Below are 18,607 nucleotides of genomic sequence, written 5' to 3' on the forward strand. Positions count from 1 at the left end.
TTCTATTGCGGCGCCTGGCGATGAGGGGGCACGGTGCGTGCCCGTGCCCCCTCACCTTTGGTAGGAAGTGCGGTCGCGAAACCCCGGATTGGAGCAGCGCGCCGGTCACGTCAGGAGAAGTGCTCGGTGCACCTTTCGGGTGGTCCCGGGAGTCCGTTCAGTTCCCGGACGGCGGGGGTTCGGTGTAGGCGGCGATGGTGCGTTCGGCCGCGCCCGCCGCTGCTTCGGCGGTGGCGCCCGAGGCTTCGTGCGCTGCCTGCCACGCCCGGCCGCTCCGGCGCAGGAATTCCACGGCCTCCGGAGTTTTCAGCAACTCCTCGTGGGCGTCGACGTCGACGTCCTCGCCGCTGAGCAGCGCGGCGAGGCCGAGCAGGGAGAGATCCCAGCCGAGGCCGGTGGCGCCGGGGCCGAACCGCGCCCAGAACTCGGGATCGAGGTCGACCGGGCCGTGCTCCAGCTCGAAGGTGGTCTTCCCGTCCGCGGCGGGGGACAGGCGCACCTCTACTTCCGAGGTGTTGGTCCCCGGGTTTTCGCCGTAGACCCAGGTCACCCGGAGCAGCCGCGGCGGCTCGCAGCGCAGGATCGTGCCCCCGGCGTTGCCCTCGAGCTGGTAGTGCCCGTCCAGCCGCAGGTCCCCGGTGACGGGACCGAGCCAGCGGCCGATCCGGTCCGCGGTGGTGCACGCGTCCCAGACGTCCTCGACCGTCGCGTCGTAGTCCCGCCGGATCAGTACCGAGCGCCCCTTTCCGGTGTTGCCGAGTTCGCGGTGGGCCTCCTCGATCTGGCCGACCACATCCATCATGTGCCGTTCCCCTTCCTGGCTGTCCGGAGCAGAGTAAAAGCAGCAACTTATATAAGTCAACTCTGGCGGTCGGGTCGTGGTCGACCTCGACCGGCGCGGCGGGCCCGGGGCCGGGTTCACGCCGGTGCCCCCTGATGCGACCAGGGTTCGCGAAGACCGCGGTCGCCGTCCGAATTCGACGGGAAGAACGCATGACCGGAAATACCGTTGACGCGCCGGACTATCCTTGTCGTCATGAACAAAGCCGTGGTGACCACGACGCCGGAGAACATCCCGGCGCCGTAGTCGCACGCGTTCAGCGATCCCCGGGGTGAACGCCCCGGGGACTTCTTCGTTCCGGTCGCTCACCCCTCTCCGCGACGATTGGATGAGGACCATGAACGACCACCGCAAGCTCGGCCGCGAGCTCGAGCTTTTCGGCTCGGATCCGCTGATCGGGGCCGGGCTGCCGTACTGGCTGCCCGCGGGCGCCGCCGTCCGGCACGCGATCGAGCGGTACGTCCGGGAAGCCGAACGGCTCGCCGGGTACCAGCACGTGTACTCGCCGGTGCTGGGCAAACGCGAGCTGTTCGAACTGTCCGGGCACTGGGCGCACTACCGCGAGGACATGTTCCCGCCGATGCCGATGGGTGGGGACGAACTGGTGCTGCGCCCGAGCCTGTGTCCGCACCACGCGCTGATCTTCCGCTCCCGTCAGCACAGCCACCGCGAGCTTCCGGTGCGCATCGCCGAACTGGGCGCGATGTTCCGCGACGAGCCGTCCGGCGTCCTGGGCGGGCTGACCCGGGTCCGCTCGATCCAGCTCAACGACGCGCATGTCTTCTGCCGTCCCGATCAGGTGGCGGGCGAGGTCGCCGCCGTGCTGGACCTGATCGAGCGGGCCTACGCCGATCTCGGGATCCGCGCCCACCGCTACCGGCTTTCCCTGCGCGGCGACGGCGCCAAGTACGTCGACGATCCGGCGATGTGGGACCTGGGGGAGCGGGCGCTGGCCGAGGTCCTCGCCGAGCGCGGCCTGGCCTACGACAGCGAGCCGGGCGAAGGCGCGTTCTACGGTCCCAAGATCGACGTGCAGATCCTGGACCCGTCCGGGCGGGAATCGACCCTGTCCACCGTCCAGCTCGACTTCTTCCAGCCCGCCCGGTTCGATTTGCACTACATCGCCGAAGACCAGGGCCGACGGCCGCCGGTCATGGTGCACCGCAGCATCATCGGCAGCCTCGAACGCCTGGTGGCGCACCTGATCGAGGTGCACGCCGGGGCGTTCCCGGCCTGGCTGGCGCCCGTGCAGGCGGTGGTGCTGCCGGTGGCGGACGAACAGCTCCCGGCGGCCGAGTCCCTGGTGCGGCGCCTGCTCGCCGCGGGGCTGCGGGCCGAACTCGCCCCGGCCGATCGGGGCACCCTCGGCGCCCGCGTCCGCGACCACCGGCTCGTTCCCTACCAGCTCGTCCTCGGCGAACGGGAAGCCGCGCGGGAGACCGTGTCGGTGCGGCCGCGGGACGGGGGCCGCCTCGGGCCGATCCCCGTTTCCGAGGCGCTGGACCGGATCGTGGCCGACGCGGTGCGCTAGCGCTCGAGTTCCTCCCGCAGCAGGGCGTGCGCGGTGGCGGTGTCGATCAGCTCGGCGAGCCAGCGGTTGCCGAGCCCCTCGACGAGCGCGGTGAGCCGGATCGCGGCGGACCGGGGATCCAGGTTCGGGGAGACGCTGCCGTCGGCGTGTCCCTGTTCGACGAGCCGTGCGATGTCGTCCTGCCAGACTCCGGTCGCGTCCCGCACGATCGAGCGCAGTGCGGGATCGAACACCGCGGCGGCGCGCAGTTCGCCCCACACCGCGGAGTTCTCCCGGACCTCGCGCGAGTCCTGGAACTCCCGCTGCAGCGTGATCAGCAGGCGTTCCCCGGCGGGCAGATCGGGCGGTGCGGCCACGTACTGCCCGGCGCGCTCGTTGACGAACTCCATGGCCGCGTTCAGCAGCCCGTGCCGGTTGCGGAAGTAGTAGTAGATCAGCGTGGTGGAGGCGGCCGCCTCCCGGGCGACCTCCTCCACCCGCAGGCCGCGCACCCCGGTGCGGGCGATGACCCGGCAGGTGGCCGCCAGCAGGGCGGCGCGCTTGCCGGGACCGGCCGTCACCGCGGCACCCTCGGCTGTTGCTGGGTGGCGCAGTGGATTCCGCCGCCACCGGCCGCGAGGTGCCGGATGTCGACCGGCACGACCCGCCGGCCGGGGTGCAGTTCGCGCAGAACTCCGGCGGCGCGGTCGTCCGCGGGACCGTCGCCGAAGCGGGGCATGATGATCGCGCCGTTGGCCACGTAGTAGTTCACGTACGAGGCCAGGAACGTGTCGATCTCCGGGACGTCTTCGGCCTCGGCGAGTTCGACCACTTCGAGGCGGCGCCCCGCGGCGTCGCGCGCCTCGCGCAGCACCGCCCGGGCTTCCTCGGACGCCCGGGCCCAGACATTGTCCGGTGGCGTGCTTTCGGCCGGGCGGTTGAGCACGACCTGTCCGGGATGGGTGAACCGGACCAGGCAGTCGACGTGCCCGTCGGTGATGTCGTGGCCGCGCACCCCGGCGAACCAGAGCACCGTCCGCACCCCGAGCAGGTCGCGCAGCCGCTGTTCGATCTCGGCCCGGGACCGGCCCGGGTTGCGGTTGTCGTTGACCAGGGAGCTCTCGGTGACCAGCAGGGTGCCTTCGCCGTCGACCTCCAGGCAGCCGCCCTCGCCGACGAGCGGCGTCTCCAGGTGCGGCACGCCCAGCGCTTCCAGGATCCGCCCGGCCACCCGGGTGTCCTCGTCGTGCCGCTGCTTGCCGCCCCAGCCGTTGAAGTTGAGGTCCACCCCGGCCAGGCCGCCCGGCCCGAGCACGAAGTTCGGCCCGGTGTCCCGCATCCACAGATCGTCGACCGGCACCGGAACGACCTCGATCGCGCCGGTTCCGCACTGGCGCCGGGCCTCGGGGACCTGATCGGGCCGCGCGCACAGCCGGACCGGTTCGAATTCCGCGATGGCCCGGGCGAGGGCGGCGACGTCCTGCCGGACCCGCGGCAGTTCCCGGCCCCAGACCTCCTCCCGCGCGGGCCAGGCCAGGAAGGTGCGCTCGTGCGGATGCCATTCGCCCGGCATGCGGTAACCCGGTGTGCTGACCACCGGTGCGCAGCCCGCGCCGAGCATCGCCAGCGCGCTCGAGCACAGCATCGAACGCCGGGACATCCCGGCCATGACGGCTCCCTCCCGTGTCCTGAAAATCCACTCAGGACTCTGAGGATACCGGAGCGTCGGCCGGGGTGTAGTCCAGGCCGAGCATGCGGCAGATGTCCCGCAGGCATTCCTCGAAAACCGGTTCGAGGTCGGAGTAGGCGAAATCGAGCTGGTGCAGCACCTCCATGCACAGCAGCCCGTACAACCGGATCCAGCACGACAGGAAGACGTGGACGGCCTCGAGCGGGAGGTTCCGGTTCAGCTGGGCGGAGTAGGCGCTCAGCTGCTCGCGGATCGAGGGCGCCAGCTCGTCGGCGCGCGGGACCGGGAACGGGCTGGTCGCCCACAGCGCTTCGATCTCCGCCAGGAAGACCTGCTCGAAGTCCTGCCCGGCCCGGTAGCGCGGCGAGGTGAGGCGTTCGGCGTTCGGGGCCGGGATCGGGCTGGCGAACACCCAGCCGAACTCGGCGGGGTGGGCGATCGCCCAGCCGCGCAGGGCGCGACTGATGGCGAGGAGCCTGCGGGCGGGCGAGTCCGCGGCGCAGGCGTCGCGCGCGGCCTCCATCGCCGCGACCAGTTCGCGGAAGAAGTCCTCGGTCACCGCCTCGACGAGTTCGTCGTGGCCGGCGAAGTAGTGGTACAGCGCGGGGCCGCTCATCCCCACCTCGCGGGCCACCGCGTTGATCGTCACGGCCGGGGAGCCCTGCTCCACCAGCAGGGTGCGCGCGGCGGCGCGGATCTCGGCGAGGGTGTCCCGTCGCTGCCGGTCCCGCCGGTTCGTTCGCTGGGCGGCCATCACTCTCCTTCGTCCTCGGTGCCGTTGACATTCTAGAACATCTAGGGTTGTTTAGGCGCCGTAGGTCAGCCTAGAGCCTCTAAGGAGAGCCGAATTGAACAGGCGCAACCCGCTGGCGGGTGTCTTCGCCAAGTACTTCGCGACGTCGACCGTCACCGAGACCGAACTGGTCACCCCGGTCATGCGGCGCATCCGGCTGGTGGCGGACGAGCCGATCACCTTCCCGTACACCCCGGGTCAGCACGTCCGGATCCAGCTCAACGATCCGCTGTCGGTGTACGGGATCCTGCGCCCGTCCGAAACGTTGCGCACCTACACGATCTGGGACTTCGACCCCGGGCAACGGGCGATCGAACTGCGCGTGCACCGGTACGACGGGGACGGGATCGGCCGGAAGTGGGCGGAGGCGGTGCGGCCCGGTGAACCGGTGACCTTCTGGTGGCCGCAGGGGGATTTCTTCACCCGGGACGCCCCGTACCACCTGTTCGTCGGCGAGGAGACCGCGAGCGCCGCGTTCGGGCCGATGCTCCGGGCGCTGGACGGCTCGGCGCGGGTGTACGGGGTGCTGGAAAGCGAATCGGCCGAACACGATCTGCCGATGCCCGGACCGCATCGGCTGCGCCGCGTGTACCGCGCCGGGGCGCCGGCCGCCTCGTCGCGGAAGCTGCTGGCGGCGGTCGCGGATCTGGATCTGCCCGGCGAGCCGGGGGCCGCCTACCTGGCCGGGGAGGCGAGGACCTGCCAGCTGGTCCGCGACCACCTGGTCGCCGAGCGCGGCTGGCCGCGGACTTCGATCAAGGTCAAGCCGTTCTGGACCCCGGGCAAACGCGGGCTGCACTGAACCACCGGTGCGCGAGTCCCCCGTTCCGCGCGTGCGAGTTCCCCGTTCCGGTCTACCGAGTTCCCCGTTTCGGTAGGTGCGCGTGCTTCCGTGTTCCGTTGTGACGACGGGCACCTCGGCGATCGGGTTCCGCATCTCGACATAGTTGGACTTCCTACTTTATGGTGTCCACAGGTCCACGGTGCAGGGAAACCGGTGCGAATCCGGTGCGGTCCCGCCACTGTGACCGGGGAGCGGGATTCTTCTCCATTGCCACTGGCGCGAGCTGGGAAGGCCGGAATCACCGCAGATCCGGGAGCCAGGATACCGGCCGTGGATGTCCGTGTTCTTCCACGAGGATGGAGCTGGCACGCATGACGATCCTGCCTTCCCGCGCGAAAATCGCCGATCCTTCGCCGCCGGAGCGGTAGCGCCCGCTCGTTCCTTTCGCATCCCTGCCGCCGAACCCGTGCGGCCGGGCCGGTTCATCGCGCGTTTTCGCTGGGAAACAAGGGGAATGACATGACGAACGAGTTGCACCATTTCGTGTCCGGGAAACCGGTTCCCGGGACCTCCGGGCGGTTTTCCGAGGTGTACGACCCGAATTCCGGTGGGGTGCAAGCCCGGGTGCCGATGGCGTCGAAGGCCGAGGTCGCCGCGGTGGTCGCCGATGCCGCCGCGGCGCAGGCCGAATGGGCGCGCTGGAATCCGCAGCGGCGGGCCCGGGTGCTGATGCGGTTCGCCGACCTGGTCCGCACCGAACAGGACTACCTGGCCTATCTGCTCTCCGCCGAGCACGGCAAGACGATCGCCGACGCGCACGGCGACATCGAGCGCGGGCTGGAGGTGGTCGAATTCGCGATCGGCGTTCCGCATCTGCTGAAGGGGGAGTTCTCCGGCAGCGCGGGCACCGGCATCGACGTGTACTCGATGCGCCAGCCGCTCGGGGTGGTCGCCGGGATCACGCCGTTCAACTTCCCGGCGATGATTCCGCTGTGGCAGGCCGCTCCCGCGATCGCGTGCGGCAACGCGTTCGTGCTCAAACCGTCCGAACGCGACCCTTCGGTGCCGCTCCGGCTCGCCGAGATCTTCGCCGAAGCCGGGCTGCCGCCGGGTGTGTTCAACGTGGTCAACGGGGACAAAGACGCCGTGGACGCGTTGCTCACCGATCCCCGGGTGGCGGCGATCGGGTTCGTCGGGTCCTCGGCGATCGCCGAGTACGTCTACGCCACCGCCGCCGCGCACGGCAAGCGCGCGCAGTGCTTCGGCGGGGCGAAGAACCACCTGATCGTCCTGCCCGACGCCGATCTCGACCGGGCCGCCGACGCGCTCATCGGCGCCGGGTACGGCTCCGCGGGCGAACGCTGCATGGCCGTCTCGGTGGCCGTGCCGGTCGGCGAGGCCACCGCGAACGCCCTGGTGGACAGGCTTGCCGACCGGGTCCGCGCGTTGAAGATCGGCGCCTCCAACGACGCGAGCGCGGACTTCGGGCCGCTGATCACCGCCGAGGCAGTGGCGCGGGTAAGCGGGTACATCCAGTCCGGTGTGGACGAAGGCGCCGAGCTGGTGGTGGACGGCCGCGGCCACACCGTGCCCGGTTTCGAGGGCGGTTTCTTCCTCGGCGGCACGCTGTTCGACCGGGTGACGCCGGAGATGCGGATCTACCGCGAGGAGATCTTCGGCCCGGTGCTCACCGTCGTGCGCGCCCGGGACTACGAGGAGGCACTGCGGCTGCCCAGCGAACACCAGTACGGCAACGGGGTCGCGATCTTCACCCGCGACGGCGACACCGCCCGCGACTTCACCCACCGGGTCGACACCGGCATGGTCGGGGTGAACGTGCCGATCCCGGTGCCGATCGCCTACCACACCTTCGGCGGCTGGAAGCGGTCCGGTTTCGGGGATCTCAACCAGCACGGCCCCGACGCGATCCGGTTCTGCACCAAGACCAAGACCGTCACCTCCCGCTGGCCGGACGGGGTCAAGGAAGGCGCCAGCTTCGTCATCCCGACGATGAGCTGACGAGATGGCGCGGCGACGAACTGACCTGGAAAGGCGAGTAAAGCAACGCGCGCTTCGGCGAAGCCCCACGAGCGTGGCGGCGGGGCGCCGAACAGCGGAAAGGGACTTACATGATCAAGCCTGAGCCCCGGCGACACGATCGTGTCCGCGCGTTGGAAAGAAAGCACTGAGGCCGGGCCGATGAGACTTTCCGACGAACAGCGCGCGCTCGCGGAGACCGCGGCCGAGTTCGCCGCCGAGCACCTGGCCCCGCACGCGCTGGCGTGGGACCAGGCCAAGCACTTCCCGGTCGACGTCCTGCGCAAGGCCGCCCAACTCGGCCTGGGCGGGATCTACGTGGCCGAGGACGTGGGCGGTTCCGGGCTCACCCGGTTCGACGCCGCGTTGGTCTTCGAAGCGCTGGCCACCGGTTGCCCGTCGATCGCCGGGTACGTGTCCATCCACAACATGGTCGCCTCGATGATCGACCGGCACGGGAACACCGGGCAGCGGCACCGGTTCCTGCCCGGGATGTGCTCGATGGAACGGCTGGGGAGCTACTGCCTCACCGAGCCCGGCGCGGGTTCCGACGCCGCGGCGATCCGCACGACCGCGCGGCGCGACGGCGACCACTACGTGCTGGACGGGTTGAAGCAGTTCATCTCCGGTGCGGGCGCCTCGGATGTCTACGTGGTGCTGGCGCGCACCGGCGGGCCGGGGCCGCGCGGCATCTCGGCCCTGGTCGTCGAGCGGGACACCCCCGGGCTCTCGTTCGGCCCGAACGAGGTGAAGATGGGCTGGAACGCCCAGCCCACCCGGCAGGTCGTGTTCGAGGGCGCCCGGGTCCCGGTGGGCGACCGGCTCGGCGAGGAGGGTTCCGGCTTCCGGGTGGCGATGTCCGCTTTGGACGGTGGGCGGCTGAACATCGCCGCCTGCTCGCTCGGCGGCGCGGAGGCCGCGCTGCGCAAGGCGGTGCGGTACCTCCGCGAGCGGGAGGCGTTCGGCGCGAAGCTGTCCGAGGCGCAGGCACTGCGGTTCCGGCTCGCGGACATGCGCACCGAACTCGAGGCCGCGCGGACCCTGCTCTGGCATGCCGCGGACGCCCTGGACAGCGGCCGGGACGATCGCACCGAGCTGTGCGCCATGGCCAAGCGCTTCGCCACCGACACCGGGTTCGCCGTGGCGAACCAGGCGCTGCAACTGCACGGCGGTTACGGCTACCTCGCCGAATACGGAATGGAGAAGATCGTGCGCGACCTGCGGGTCCACCAGATCCTGGAAGGCACCAACGAGATCATGCGGGTCATCGTCTCCCGTTCGATGCTGGAGGGGGCGCGATGACCGACGTGCTGCTCACCGTCCACAACGGACTGGGGCGGATCACGCTGAACCGGCCGAAGGCCCTCAACGCGCTCACCCACGCGATGGTGCGGGAGATCGCGGCCGCGCTCACGGCCTGGGCACCCGACGACCGGATCCGGGCCGTGGTGCTCGACGGCGCCGGGGAGCGCGGGCTGTGCGCGGGCGGCGACATCCGGTCCATCTACGCCGACGCGCGTTCCGGGGGCACGGCGTCCCTGGCCTTCTGGGCGGACGAATACCGGCTCAACGCCCGGATCGACCGGTATCCGAAACCGTATGTCGCCCTGATGGACGGGCTGGTGATGGGCGGCGGGGTCGGGGTTTCCGCGCACGGTGGCCCGCGGGTGGTCACCGAGCGGTCCCGGATCGGCATGCCCGAGGTCGGCATCGGTTTCGTGCCCGATGTGGGCGGCACGTACCTGCTGTCGCGCGCTCCCGGGCGGCTCGGCACGCACGTCGCGCTCACCACCGCGCAGCTGTCCGGGGCGGACGCGATCCACTGTGGACTCGCCGACCACTTCGTGCCCAGCGACCGGCTCGGCGCGCTCGTCGCCGCACTCGGCGACGGCGGCGACCCGGCGGAGGTGGTGCGGTCGTTCGCGGAGACGCCTCCGGACAGCGCCCTGGCCGCGCAGGCGGACTGGATCGACGCGTGCTACGCGGCGCCGACCGTGGCGGAGATCCTCGAACGGCTCGCCGACCACGGCGAAGCGGCCGTCGCCGCGGCGAAGGAGATCGCGGGCAAATCGCCGACGGCGCTCAAGGTGACCCTGCGCGCGCTGCGGTCGGCCGCCGCGCTGCCCGATCTGGAATCGGTGCTGGCGCAGGAATACCGGATCGCGCACGCCTGCCTGCGCTCGCCGGACCTCGTCGAGGGGATCCGGGCGCAGATCATCGACAAGGACCGCAACCCCCGCTGGTCGCCGCCGACCCTCGAGGCGGTCGGCGACGATCTCGTGGACCGGTTCTTCACCCCGCTCGGCGACGGCGAACTCCGGGTGGGCGCGTGAACGGGACCGTTGCGTTCCTCGGGCTCGGCAACATGGGCGGGCCGATGGCCGCGAACCTGGTCAAGGCCGGGGCGGTGGTCCGCGGATTCGATCCCGTCCCGGACGCGCTCGCGAAGGCCGGACGCGGCGGCGTCCTGGCCACGACCGGCGCCGCGGCAGCCGCCCGCGACGCGGACGTGATCATCACCATGCTGCCCGGCGGGCGGCACGTCCTCGACTGCTACGCCGAACTCGTTTCCCGCGCCCGCCCGGGAACCCTGTTCCTGGACTGCTCGACCATCGACGTCGCCGACGCGCGGGCCGCCGCCGCGCTCGCCACCGAAGCGGGGCACCTCGCCGTCGACGCGCCGGTCTCCGGTGGCGTGGTCGGCGCCGCGGCCGCGACCCTGACCTTCATGGTCGGCGGGGAGACCGCGGCGTTCACCGCCGCCGAACCCCTGCTGCGCGCCATGGGCGCCCGGGTTGTCCACTGTGGATCTTCGGGCGCCGGGCAGGCCGCGAAGATCTGCAACAACCTGATCCTCGGCGTTTCGATGATCGCGGTGAGCGAGGCGTTCGTCCTCGGCGAGCGGCTCGGCCTGACCCACCAGGCGCTGTTCGACGTGGCGTCCGCGGCCTCGGGCCAGTGCTGGGCGCTGACCACCAACTGCCCCGTCCCGGGCCCGGTGCCCGCCAGCCCGGCCAACCGGGACTACGCGGGCGGTTTCGCCGCCGGGCTGATGCTCAAGGATCTCGGCCTCGCCGCCTCGGCCGCCGCCGCGCAGGGCGTGCGCACCCCGCTCGGCCGGGCCGCGGCGGATCTCTTCGCCGCGTTCGTCGAGCGCGACGGCCCCGGCCGGGACTTCTCCGCCATCATCACCGCCATCCGTGAAGGAGCCCTGTGAACAGCTACCAGACCATCGCCGTCGACCGGCCGGACCCCGGCGTCGCGCGGATAACCCTCGACCGGCCGAAGGCGTTGAACGCGCTCAACCTCCAGGTCATGCGGGAGGTGACCACCGCCGCGGCGGAGCTGGACGGTGACCCGGCGATCGGCGCGATCGTGCTCACCGGGTCGGCGAAGGCGTTCGCCGCCGGTGCGGACATCAAGGAAATGCGGCCGCGAACCTTCAGCGAGATGTACGCCAGCGACTGGTTCGCCGGCTGGGACGCGCTGACCCGGGTCCGCACGCCCCTGATCGCGGCGGTCGCCGGATACGCGCTCGGCGGCGGCTGCGAACTCGCGATGATGTGCGACATCCTGCTCGCCGCGGACACCGCCCGGTTCGGCCAGCCCGAGATCACCCTCGGTGTCATCCCCGGGATGGGTGGTTCCCAGCGGCTGACCCGCGCCATCGGCAAGGCCAAGGCCATGGAACTCTGCCTGACCGGCCGCACCATGGACGCCGAGGAGGCCGAACGCGCCGGCCTGGTCTCCCGGATCGTGCCCGCCGACCGGCTCCTCGAGGAGGCGCGGGCGGTCGCCGCCAAGATCGCGAGCATGTCCGCGCCGGCGGCCCGGATGGTGAAGGAAGCGGTCGACCGGGCCTTCGAGACCACCCTGTCCGAAGGCGTCCTGTTCGAACGCCGCCTGTTCCACGCCACCTTCGCCACCCACGACCAGAAGGAGGGCATGGCCGCGTTCGCGGAGAAACGCGTTCCCGAGTTCCGCCACGAATGAGCGCCTAGGCTGGGTGGATGCGGATCGTTTCGCTGCTCCCGGCCGCGACCGACCTGGTCGCCGAACTCGGCCGCCTGCCGGATCTCGTGGGCCGCACGCACGAATGCGACTGGCCGGCCGGGGTCGAGTCGGTGCCCGTGGTGACCGGGACCGGCGTGGACGATCGGGCGCTGTCCAGCCGGGAGATCTCGGACGCGGTCGGCGGCTCGACCCACCGCGGTTCGTCGCTGTACACGCTGGACACCGATCTGCTCGCCGAACTGCGGCCGGACGTGGTGCTGACCCAGGACCTGTGCGAGGTCTGCGCGGTGTCCTACCACCGCGTCTCCGACGCCGTGCGGGTGCTCGACGCGGGTCCGCGGGTGCTCAGCCTGGAACCGCGCACGCTGGCCGGGGTGCTCGACTGCCTGAACCTGGTCGGCGAGGCCCTCGGCGTTCCCGAGGTCGCGGCCGCCCGGGCAGCCGCGCTGCGGCGGCGCCTGGAGGCCGTGCGGAGCCGGGTGGCCGGACGGGCCCGTCCCCGGGTGGTGGCCGTCGAATGGCTGGACCCGGTGTGGCCGGCCGGGCACTGGGTGCCCGAACAGATCGGCCACGCCGGTGGGGCGGCGCTCCTGGCCGAGCCCGGCGAGCACACCGAACCGATCCAGTGGGCGGCGGTGCTGGACGCCCGGCCCGAGGTGCTGCTCGTCCTGCCGTGCGGGTTCCCGCCCGAACGCACCTTCGCCGAACTCTCCGCGCTGACCGAACGTCCGGGCTGGTCCGCGCTGCCCGCGGTCCGGGACGGCGCGGTGTGGGTGCTGAACGGCCCGGCCTACTTCAACCGCCCCGGCCCCCGGGTGGTGCGCGGCGCCGAAATCCTCGCGCACCTGCTGCACGGGGTCGAACTCGATCCACCGCTCGCCCCCGGCGAAGCCCGCCGGGCCGCCACCCCGGCCCGGGAGAGGTCGTGAAGAACTCACCGATTCGGCGGGCCGTGGTGCAGACTGGACGGCAGAGCGAACCAGGAGGTCAGATGACTACGTGGGACGGATCCATCGATGATCCCCGGTACGAGACGGAACCCACCTCGGCCGTCAGCCCTCCGCCGCCGCCCGACGCACCGTCGCCCGCGCCGGTTCGCGATCCCTCCGCCTACCTGGCCACCGAAGCGTCCCTGGTGATCACCCGCGGTCCGGCCAGCGGCACCAGGTTCCCGCTCACCCAGGGGATCACCACGATCGGCCGGAGCCGGGACTGCGACATCGTGCTCGAGGACGTCACCGTGTCCCGGCAGCACGCCGAGATCCGCCACGAGCAGGGCCAGTTCGTGATCCGCGACTGCGGTTCGCTCAACAGCACCTACCTCAACCGCAGCCCGGTCCGCGAGGCGCCGCTGGCCGAGGGCGACGAGGTCTGGATCGGCAAGTTCCGCCTGGCCTACCACCGCAAGCTCTAGGCGTGCCACTGGTTCCGGCGGCCCCAGTGCCCGCGGTGCACGACGTCTTCCAGACCGCGGCGCCGCTCGGCGAGCCGCGCGCTCTGCGGCGGCAGATCGGGCGCCCGGTAGCCGACGGTGATCCCGCCGATCGGCGCGTATTCCGCCGGGATGCCGAACTCGGCCCGGAACGGTTCCAGATGCTCGGGCATGATCCCGAAGAAGCAGGCGCCGAGGCCCTCGTCCACGGCGGTCAGCAGGATCATCAACGCGGCCATCCCGGTGTCGATGTGCCAGTACGGCGCCGGCCACCGCGCTTCGGCCCGGTCCTCCCACCCCTTGTCCGGTTCGGCATACCGGTCCAGGTAAGCCTGTTTGTGCGCCAGGGGCACGACGACCAGGGGCGCGTCCTGCATGGTCGGGGTCTTTTCCACCCGGGTCGGCACGAACGGCCAGAACCGGGCCCGGTCCGCGGCCTCGGTCAGCACGAGAAACGCCCAGCCCTGGGAGAAACCGGCCGAGGGCGCGCGCAGCGCGTTGCGCAGCACCCGGTCGACCACCCCGGGCGGGAGCGGCTGATCGGTGTAGTGGCGCACCATCCGGCGCCGCCGGATCACTTCGGAGAATTCCACGCGTCCAGCCTAGGGCCGGGGCACCGGGAAATCAGGTGACGACCCGGACCGTGCGCAGCTCGGGATCCGCTGTGTCGTAAAGGAACATCCCGGCTTCCAGGCCGCTGCGCAGGTAGCGCACGATCGGTTCGGTGATGACCTCACCGGGTGCGACCACCGGCACCCCGGGCGGGTAGGGGCTGATCATCTCGGCCGACACCCGGCCGGTGGCCTTCTCCAGCGGCACGTGTTCGGCGTGGGCGAAGAACGCGTCGCGGGGCAGCATCCGCATTTCCAGGATCAACTCGTCCGGCGCCGGGAGCTCCACCTCGCGCGTCCGGCCGGCCGCTTCGGGCCGGGCGGCCAGGTCGCGGAGGGCGCGGATCAGGGCGGCCACCGTCTCCTCGTCGTCGGCGTGGGTGATCTGGGCGGCGATCCGGCGGTGATCGGACAGCCCGACGTGGATGTGCTGCTCGGCCAGCCGGTCCGCGGCCTGGTAGCCGGTGATGCCGAGCCCGGCCACGTCGATGACGATTTTGAGGAAGTCGTGTTCGAAGGCGAGCTTCGGGCCGAGGAATTCCTCGCCCAGCGCGCGCAGGCCCTCGGTTTCGTCGACCGCGGCGCGGACCGTCGCGGCGTGCGCCAGCGCGGTTTCCAGCAGTTCGGCGCCTTGTTCGACCATCTGGCGGCGCCAGGCGTCGAGCGAGGCGAACAGCAGCGCCGAGGTGCTGGTGGTGCCGAGCAGATCCGCGCGTGCCTTGAGCACGTCGGCGGGGACCCGATCGCCTTGCAGGTGGAAGACCGAAGCCTGCTCCAGGCCGCCGCCCATCTTGTGCGTGCTGGTCACGCAGAGGTCCGCGCCGGCGTCCATCGCCCAGGTCGGCAGCTTGTCGTGGAACGGGAAATGCGCGCCCCACGCCTCGTCCACGATCAGCGGCCGGTCGTTCTGGTGACAGATCTCCGCGACTTTCCGGATGTCGGCGCAGGTGCCGTAATCGGTCGGCGTGATGAGCAGCATCCCCTTGGCCTCCGGCGCTTCGGCCAGCGCGGCGCGCACCTCTTCGGGGCCGGGTGGATGGGCGAGGAACAGTTCGGGGTCGTACCGGGGGCGCACCCAGATCGGGCACACGCCGCTGATGATCAGACCGGCGATCACCGATTTGTGCGCGTTGCGGGAGACCAGGATCCGCTCGTGCGGACCGGCCACCGCGAGCATCGCGCTCTTCACCGACAGCGAACTGCCGCAGGTGGAGAAGAAGGTGTGCTCGGCGCCGACCGCGTCCGCCATCAGGCCCTGCGCCTCGGTCAGCACGCCCCGGGACAGCCGCCGGTCGTCCAGCCCGTTCAGGGTGAGCAGATCGGCGGCGAAGGCTGCCTCACCGAGCAACTCGACCACCCGGGGATCGGCGCCCCGTCCTTGCTTGTGCCCGGGTGGCGTGAACGCCAGCCCGCCGCGGTCCCGGTAGGCGGCGATCGCCTCCAGGACCGGCGCCCGGGAATGATCCCTGTTCATGGCCGTACAACCTCCCTGATCCAGTTTCGCGGCACCGGCCCGGCTTCGCAGGGCGAAGTGTCGGGCCGCCGAGTCTGGGTACCCCCTCCGCTATGCGACTCGGAGTGCTGGACATCGGATCGAATTCCGCGCAGTTGCAGGTGGTCGACGTGACGCCGGGCGCGCCGCCGTTGCCGGCGCACGCGGTGAAGAAGCCCACCCTGCTCGGCGAGGAGGTGCTGCCGGACGGCGCGCTGAGCCAGGCGGGGATCGACCGGGTCGGGGACGCGGTTTCGGAGGCGGTGCGGGCCGCCGTCCGGTGCGGGGTCGACCAGCTGTACCCCTTCGTGACCGCGGCGGTGCGGGACGCGGTCAACCGGGACGAGGTCCTCGACCACATCGAGGAGGTGTCCGGGGTCCGGCCGCAGTTCCTCTCCGGGGAGCAGGAGGCGCGGCTGACCTACCTGGCCGCACATCGCTGGTACGGCTGGTCGGCGGGCCGCCTGCTGCTCATGGACATCGGGGGCGGTTCGATGGAACTGGTGCTGGGCCGGGACGCCGAACCGGAACTGGCCCTTTCGCTGCCGCTGGGCGCCGGGCTGCTGACCCGGAGCTTCCTGGCCGGCGATCCACCGACGAGCAAGCAGCTCAAGGCGCTGCGGGCGCACATCCGGGACACTCTGCGCGAGGTCTCCGACCGCCTCCGCTGGGAGGCCACCCCGCGCCGCGCGGTGGCGACCTCGAAGACGTTCAAGCAGCTCGCCCGGCTGGCCGGTGCGCCACCGCAACGCAAGGGGCCGTTCGTGCGGCGCACGCTCAAGCGCCGCGACGTGCATGCCTGGGTGCCGAAACTGGCCGCCCGGACGGCGAGCGAACGGGCCGGACTCCGGGGTGTCTCCCACCCCCGGGCACGGCAGATCGTCGCGGGCGCGATGGTCGCCGACGCGACAATGTCCACATTGGACATCGACCGGGCGGAGGTGTGCCCGTGGGCGCTGCGGGAGGGGATCATGCTGCGCCACCTCGAGGCCTGCGCCGACGCGCCCGGGCTGCCGTTGCAGCCGCTGGTCCAGAACGGGCGCGGGCCCGAAGCCACGGTGACCCCGCTCGCCCCGCATCCGGAGCACGAGCGCGTGCGGTGAGCGGTCACCGCCGGGGCGGCGGGCGCCGGAGGATGCGCTCGAGCTGGTCCAGCGCTTCGCGGCCTTCCGGAATCGGCTGCATCATCCAGTTGTGGAACATGCCGGGGTATTCGACGTAGTCGAGCGCCTTCCCGGCCTCCTCCACTTCGCGTTTGAGCCAGCGCGCCTGGGGCAGCAGCAGGTCCCGGGTGCCGATGAAGACGCTGAACGGCCCGAGCCCGGTGAAGTCGGCGTTGATCGGGCTGATCTCCGGATCGTGCGGATCGGCCTGGTCGGCGTACATCCGGCCCGCCTCGCGCAGGCCCGGGACACCGAGCATCGGATCCCGCTCGTCGATCAGCGCGGACACCGGGTCCTCCATCGTGACGTCCAGCCACGGGGAGAAGAGCACCAGCCGCGCGGGCTGCGGCCGCCGGTCCGCGCGCAACCGCTGCGCGACCGCCAGGGCGAGCCCGGCCCCGGCCGAATCGCCGGAGATGATCCGGTGTTCCGGCGGGCAGCCGTCCAAGACCCGTTCGTAGACGGCTTCCACCATGGGCACGGTCTTCGTGTGGTCGAAACGCGGGGCCAGCGGGTAGATCGGCAGGGTGACCGCGCAGCCGAGCCGGTCGATGACGTGCCCCGCGAAGTTCCAGTGGTGGCGTTCGATCTGTTCGACGTACGCGCCGCCGTGCAGGTGCAGCAGGTGCAGATCTTGGCGCAGTGGTCCGGGCGGGCGCAGCGTGTAGCAGGGAAACCCGTGCACCTCGGTCTGCTCGATCCGGTAGTTCCGGCGAAGCCACCGCGGCGGGCGGGCCTTCGACGCCCGCTGGTGGGCGGGCAGTTTGCGGTGCATGGTCGCCACATCCGCGTAGAACCGCTTCTGCCCCGAGACACGCAGCAGGCCGATGATCAGGCGCGCTCGCAGACTGGTCAACCGTACTCCTTTCGTCGCCCGTCCCGGGATACCCGGGAGCCGCCCGATCCAATCACCGCGGGGTTTCGATCGTGGCCGCTCGGGCATTACCGGGGAATGCGATTGCGGCGCAGCGAGCTTTCCTCGCCCGGCATCCGGCGGCGGCGCCGGGGGCGCGGTTTCTCCTACCTCGCCCCGGACGGGACGCCGCTGGACGATCCGGAGGCGCTGGACCGGATCCGGCGCTTGGCCGTCCCGCCGGCCTGGCGCGAGGTGTGGATCTGCCCCCAGCCGGACGGGCACATCCAGGCCGTGGGCCGGGACGACGCGGGCCGCCGCCAGTACCTGTACCACGAGCAGTGGCGGCGGGCGCGCGACGAGGAGAAGCACGATCGGGTGCTGGCGCTGGCGGGCCGGCTGCCCGCCGTGCGCGCCGCGGTCGAGGCGGACCTGGGCGAGCGCGGGTTCGGCCGCCGCCGGATCCTCGCGGCGGCGCTGCGGATGATCGACCGGGGTGTTTTCCGGGTCGGGGGCGAGGAGTACGCGGAGGAGAACGGGTCGCGCGGCGCGGCGACGCTGCTGACCGAACACGTCGGTTTCCGCGGCGACGAGCTGACCTTCCGGTACCCGGCGAAGAGCGGCGTGGAATGCACGGTCGCCCTGCGCGACGCCCCGCTCGCCAAGGTGCTGAAAGGTTTGCGGAGGTCCCGGGCCGGCGGTGGCCGCCTGCTCGTGTACCGGAATTCCCGCCACTGGCGCGAGGTGCGGGCCGAGGAGGTCAACGAGCGGTTCAAGGAGCTCGCGGGGGAGGAGTTCACCGTCAAGGACCTGCGCACCTGGAACGCCACGGTCTTGGCCGCGGTGGCCTTCGCGAGCACCGGACTGCCCGGGTCGAAACGCGGCCGCCGGCGCGCGGTGACCGCGGTCATGCGCGAGGTCGCCGAGGAACTCGGGAACACCCCGGCGGTCGCCCGGCGGTCCTATGTGGACCCTCGCGTGATCCGGGCGTGGGAGAACGGCAGAACGATCCGGGCCGCGGTCCGGCGGGCCGGGAGCGAGGTTCTCGTGGACGACCGCGTGCGCGAGGGCCTGGAGCGGGCGACCGCCCGGATGCTGGCCGCGTTCTAGAACACACGGTGGCCTGCTGCCGGGGTCGTGAGTGTTTGGTCCGGTTCTGACCGGCCGGAATACTCACGACCCTCAGATTTGGTTCCCCTACAAGAGACGGTGACCGGTCTGGGCGTGCAGGCGGGGCCTGGCTGCCGCCCCGATGCTCGTCGCGCTTTGTCGGCTAGGAGGGACCGCAACGAGGCCGTGCTCGTCGGGGGTGCCCCAGGGGTCACCTACCGAAATGGGGAACTCGGCCTACCGAAACGAGGGACTCGCACGCCCGAAACGGGGGACA

18 protein-coding genes and 1 riboswitch are annotated in these 18,607 nt (G+C 71.5%); of the genes, 11 read left to right on the top strand and 7 right to left on the bottom strand.

Translation table 11 applies throughout. The annotated features are described in order from the left end of the window. Positions 1-157: 157 nt before the first annotated feature. Entirely contained in the window at positions 158-802 is a 645-nt protein-coding gene (locus FXO23_RS47280; RefSeq protein ID WP_158895178.1) for an SRPBCC domain-containing protein, read from the bottom strand. A gap of 376 nt (positions 803-1,178) precedes the next feature. Between FXO23_RS47280 and thrS the strand changes: the two genes are divergently transcribed. Continuing rightward, positions 1,179-2,372 (top strand): threonine--tRNA ligase, encoded by a 1,194-nt coding sequence (thrS, locus tag FXO23_RS47285; RefSeq protein WP_158895180.1) that lies wholly within the window; start codon positions 1,179-1,181, stop codon positions 2,370-2,372. Here thrS and FXO23_RS47290 read toward each other — a convergent pair. From FXO23_RS47290 to FXO23_RS47300, 3 genes are read right to left on the bottom strand one after another with little or no spacing between them, the layout of a single operon-like run. Next, positions 2,369-2,932, bottom strand: coding sequence for a TetR/AcrR family transcriptional regulator (locus tag FXO23_RS47290; protein ID WP_158895182.1), 564 nt, complete (start codon positions 2,930-2,932; stop codon positions 2,369-2,371). The genes thrS and FXO23_RS47290 overlap by 4 nt on opposite strands. Then, complete coding sequence (locus FXO23_RS47295) at positions 2,929-4,020, bottom strand: agmatine deiminase family protein (protein ID WP_158895184.1); 1,092 nt, start codon at positions 4,018-4,020, stop codon at positions 2,929-2,931. Before FXO23_RS47295 ends, FXO23_RS47290 begins: the two co-directional genes overlap by 4 nt. Positions 4,021-4,051: 31 nt before the next feature. Further along, positions 4,052-4,795, bottom strand: coding sequence for a TetR/AcrR family transcriptional regulator (locus FXO23_RS47300; protein WP_158895186.1), 744 nt, complete (start codon positions 4,793-4,795; stop codon positions 4,052-4,054). A gap of 94 nt (positions 4,796-4,889) precedes the next feature. On the opposite strand from FXO23_RS47300, the gene FXO23_RS47305 reads away from it, so the two are divergent. The 8 genes from FXO23_RS47305 (at position 4,890) to FXO23_RS47340 (ending at position 13,083) form a co-directional block, all read left to right on the top strand. Next, positions 4,890-5,636 (top strand): siderophore-interacting protein, encoded by a 747-nt coding sequence (locus FXO23_RS47305; protein ID WP_246258531.1) that lies wholly within the window; start codon positions 4,890-4,892, stop codon positions 5,634-5,636. Between the two features lie 162 nt (positions 5,637-5,798). Beyond that, a riboswitch (cobalamin riboswitch) is annotated at positions 5,799-5,965 on the top strand. Between the two features lie 172 nt (positions 5,966-6,137). After that, on the top strand, positions 6,138-7,637 hold the full coding sequence (locus tag FXO23_RS47310; RefSeq protein WP_158895188.1) for a CoA-acylating methylmalonate-semialdehyde dehydrogenase: 1,500 nt from the start codon (positions 6,138-6,140) through the stop codon (positions 7,635-7,637). A 180-nt stretch (positions 7,638-7,817) separates the two neighbouring features. After that, positions 7,818-8,957 (top strand): acyl-CoA dehydrogenase family protein, encoded by a 1,140-nt coding sequence (locus tag FXO23_RS47315; RefSeq protein WP_158895190.1) that lies wholly within the window; start codon positions 7,818-7,820, stop codon positions 8,955-8,957. Next, positions 8,954-9,988: an enoyl-CoA hydratase/isomerase family protein gene (locus FXO23_RS47320; protein WP_158895192.1), complete on the top strand. Its 1,035-nt coding sequence runs from the start codon at positions 8,954-8,956 to the stop codon at positions 9,986-9,988. The genes FXO23_RS47315 and FXO23_RS47320 overlap by 4 nt, the downstream gene beginning before the upstream one ends. Continuing rightward, positions 9,985-10,872: a 3-hydroxyisobutyrate dehydrogenase gene (gene mmsB, locus FXO23_RS47325; RefSeq protein WP_158895194.1), complete on the top strand. Its 888-nt coding sequence runs from the start codon at positions 9,985-9,987 to the stop codon at positions 10,870-10,872. The genes FXO23_RS47320 and mmsB overlap by 4 nt, the downstream gene beginning before the upstream one ends. Beyond that, complete coding sequence (locus tag FXO23_RS47330) at positions 10,869-11,648, top strand: enoyl-CoA hydratase (RefSeq protein ID WP_158895196.1); 780 nt, start codon at positions 10,869-10,871, stop codon at positions 11,646-11,648. Before mmsB ends, FXO23_RS47330 begins: the two co-directional genes overlap by 4 nt. A gap of 17 nt (positions 11,649-11,665) precedes the next feature. Beyond that, on the top strand, positions 11,666-12,598 hold the full coding sequence (locus tag FXO23_RS47335; RefSeq protein WP_158895198.1) for a cobalamin-binding protein: 933 nt from the start codon (positions 11,666-11,668) through the stop codon (positions 12,596-12,598). A gap of 62 nt (positions 12,599-12,660) precedes the next feature. Next, the gene (locus FXO23_RS47340) at positions 12,661-13,083 is read left to right on the top strand and encodes an FHA domain-containing protein (protein ID WP_158895200.1); all 423 of its coding nucleotides are present in this window, start codon (positions 12,661-12,663) and stop codon (positions 13,081-13,083) included. Here the strand turns inward: FXO23_RS47340 and FXO23_RS47345 are convergent. Both FXO23_RS47345 and FXO23_RS47350 read right to left on the bottom strand, forming a co-directional pair. Next, a complete protein-coding gene (locus FXO23_RS47345; protein ID WP_158895202.1) occupies positions 13,080-13,694 on the bottom strand; it encodes a nitroreductase family protein in 615 nt (204 codons plus the stop codon). The two genes, FXO23_RS47340 and FXO23_RS47345, sit on opposite strands and share 4 nt — an antisense overlap. Before the next feature lie 31 nt (positions 13,695-13,725). Beyond that, positions 13,726-15,186 (bottom strand): aminotransferase class I/II-fold pyridoxal phosphate-dependent enzyme, encoded by a 1,461-nt coding sequence (locus FXO23_RS47350; RefSeq protein WP_158895204.1) that lies wholly within the window; start codon positions 15,184-15,186, stop codon positions 13,726-13,728. 92 nt (positions 15,187-15,278) lie between these two features. On the opposite strand from FXO23_RS47350, the gene FXO23_RS47355 reads away from it, so the two are divergent. Continuing rightward, positions 15,279-16,307: a Ppx/GppA family phosphatase gene (locus FXO23_RS47355; RefSeq protein WP_158895206.1), complete on the top strand. Its 1,029-nt coding sequence runs from the start codon at positions 15,279-15,281 to the stop codon at positions 16,305-16,307. A 4-nt stretch (positions 16,308-16,311) separates the two neighbouring features. Here the strand turns inward: FXO23_RS47355 and FXO23_RS47360 are convergent, their stop codons facing one another. Continuing rightward, positions 16,312-17,223 (bottom strand): alpha/beta hydrolase fold domain-containing protein, encoded by a 912-nt coding sequence (locus tag FXO23_RS47360; protein WP_158895208.1) that lies wholly within the window; start codon positions 17,221-17,223, stop codon positions 16,312-16,314. 96 nt (positions 17,224-17,319) lie between these two features. Here FXO23_RS47360 and FXO23_RS47365 point away from each other — a divergent pair, with 96 nt between their 5' ends. Next, positions 17,320-18,330: a DNA topoisomerase IB gene (locus FXO23_RS47365; protein ID WP_158895210.1), complete on the top strand. Its 1,011-nt coding sequence runs from the start codon at positions 17,320-17,322 to the stop codon at positions 18,328-18,330. Positions 18,331-18,607 lie beyond the last annotated feature (277 nt).

The sequence above is a fragment of the Amycolatopsis anabasis genome (genome assembly GCF_009765355.1).
GTDB lineage: Bacteria > Actinomycetota > Actinomycetes > Mycobacteriales > Pseudonocardiaceae > Amycolatopsis > Amycolatopsis anabasis.

Excerpts from the sequence above, each read along its gene's own strand:
- FXO23_RS47280 (WP_158895178.1), bottom strand. The coding sequence starts at position 802 with ATGATGGATGTGGTCGGCCAGATCGAGGAGGCCCACCGCGAACTCGGC.
- thrS (WP_158895180.1), top strand. The coding sequence starts at position 1,179 with ATGAACGACCACCGCAAGCTCGGCCGCGAGCTCGAGCTTTTCGGCTCG.
- FXO23_RS47295 (WP_158895184.1), bottom strand. The coding sequence starts at position 4,020 with ATGGCCGGGATGTCCCGGCGTTCGATGCTGTGCTCGAGCGCGCTGGCG.
- FXO23_RS47300 (WP_158895186.1), bottom strand. The coding sequence starts at position 4,795 with ATGGCCGCCCAGCGAACGAACCGGCGGGACCGGCAGCGACGGGACACC.
- FXO23_RS47310 (WP_158895188.1), top strand. The coding sequence starts at position 6,138 with ATGACGAACGAGTTGCACCATTTCGTGTCCGGGAAACCGGTTCCCGGG.
- FXO23_RS47315 (WP_158895190.1), top strand. The coding sequence starts at position 7,818 with ATGAGACTTTCCGACGAACAGCGCGCGCTCGCGGAGACCGCGGCCGAG.
- FXO23_RS47320 (WP_158895192.1), top strand. The coding sequence starts at position 8,954 with ATGACCGACGTGCTGCTCACCGTCCACAACGGACTGGGGCGGATCACG.
- FXO23_RS47335 (WP_158895198.1), top strand. The coding sequence starts at position 11,666 with ATGCGGATCGTTTCGCTGCTCCCGGCCGCGACCGACCTGGTCGCCGAA.
- FXO23_RS47340 (WP_158895200.1), top strand. The coding sequence starts at position 12,661 with ATGACTACGTGGGACGGATCCATCGATGATCCCCGGTACGAGACGGAA.
- FXO23_RS47350 (WP_158895204.1), bottom strand. The coding sequence starts at position 15,186 with ATGAACAGGGATCATTCCCGGGCGCCGGTCCTGGAGGCGATCGCCGCC.
- FXO23_RS47355 (WP_158895206.1), top strand. The coding sequence starts at position 15,279 with ATGCGACTCGGAGTGCTGGACATCGGATCGAATTCCGCGCAGTTGCAG.
- FXO23_RS47365 (WP_158895210.1), top strand. The coding sequence starts at position 17,320 with ATGCGATTGCGGCGCAGCGAGCTTTCCTCGCCCGGCATCCGGCGGCGG.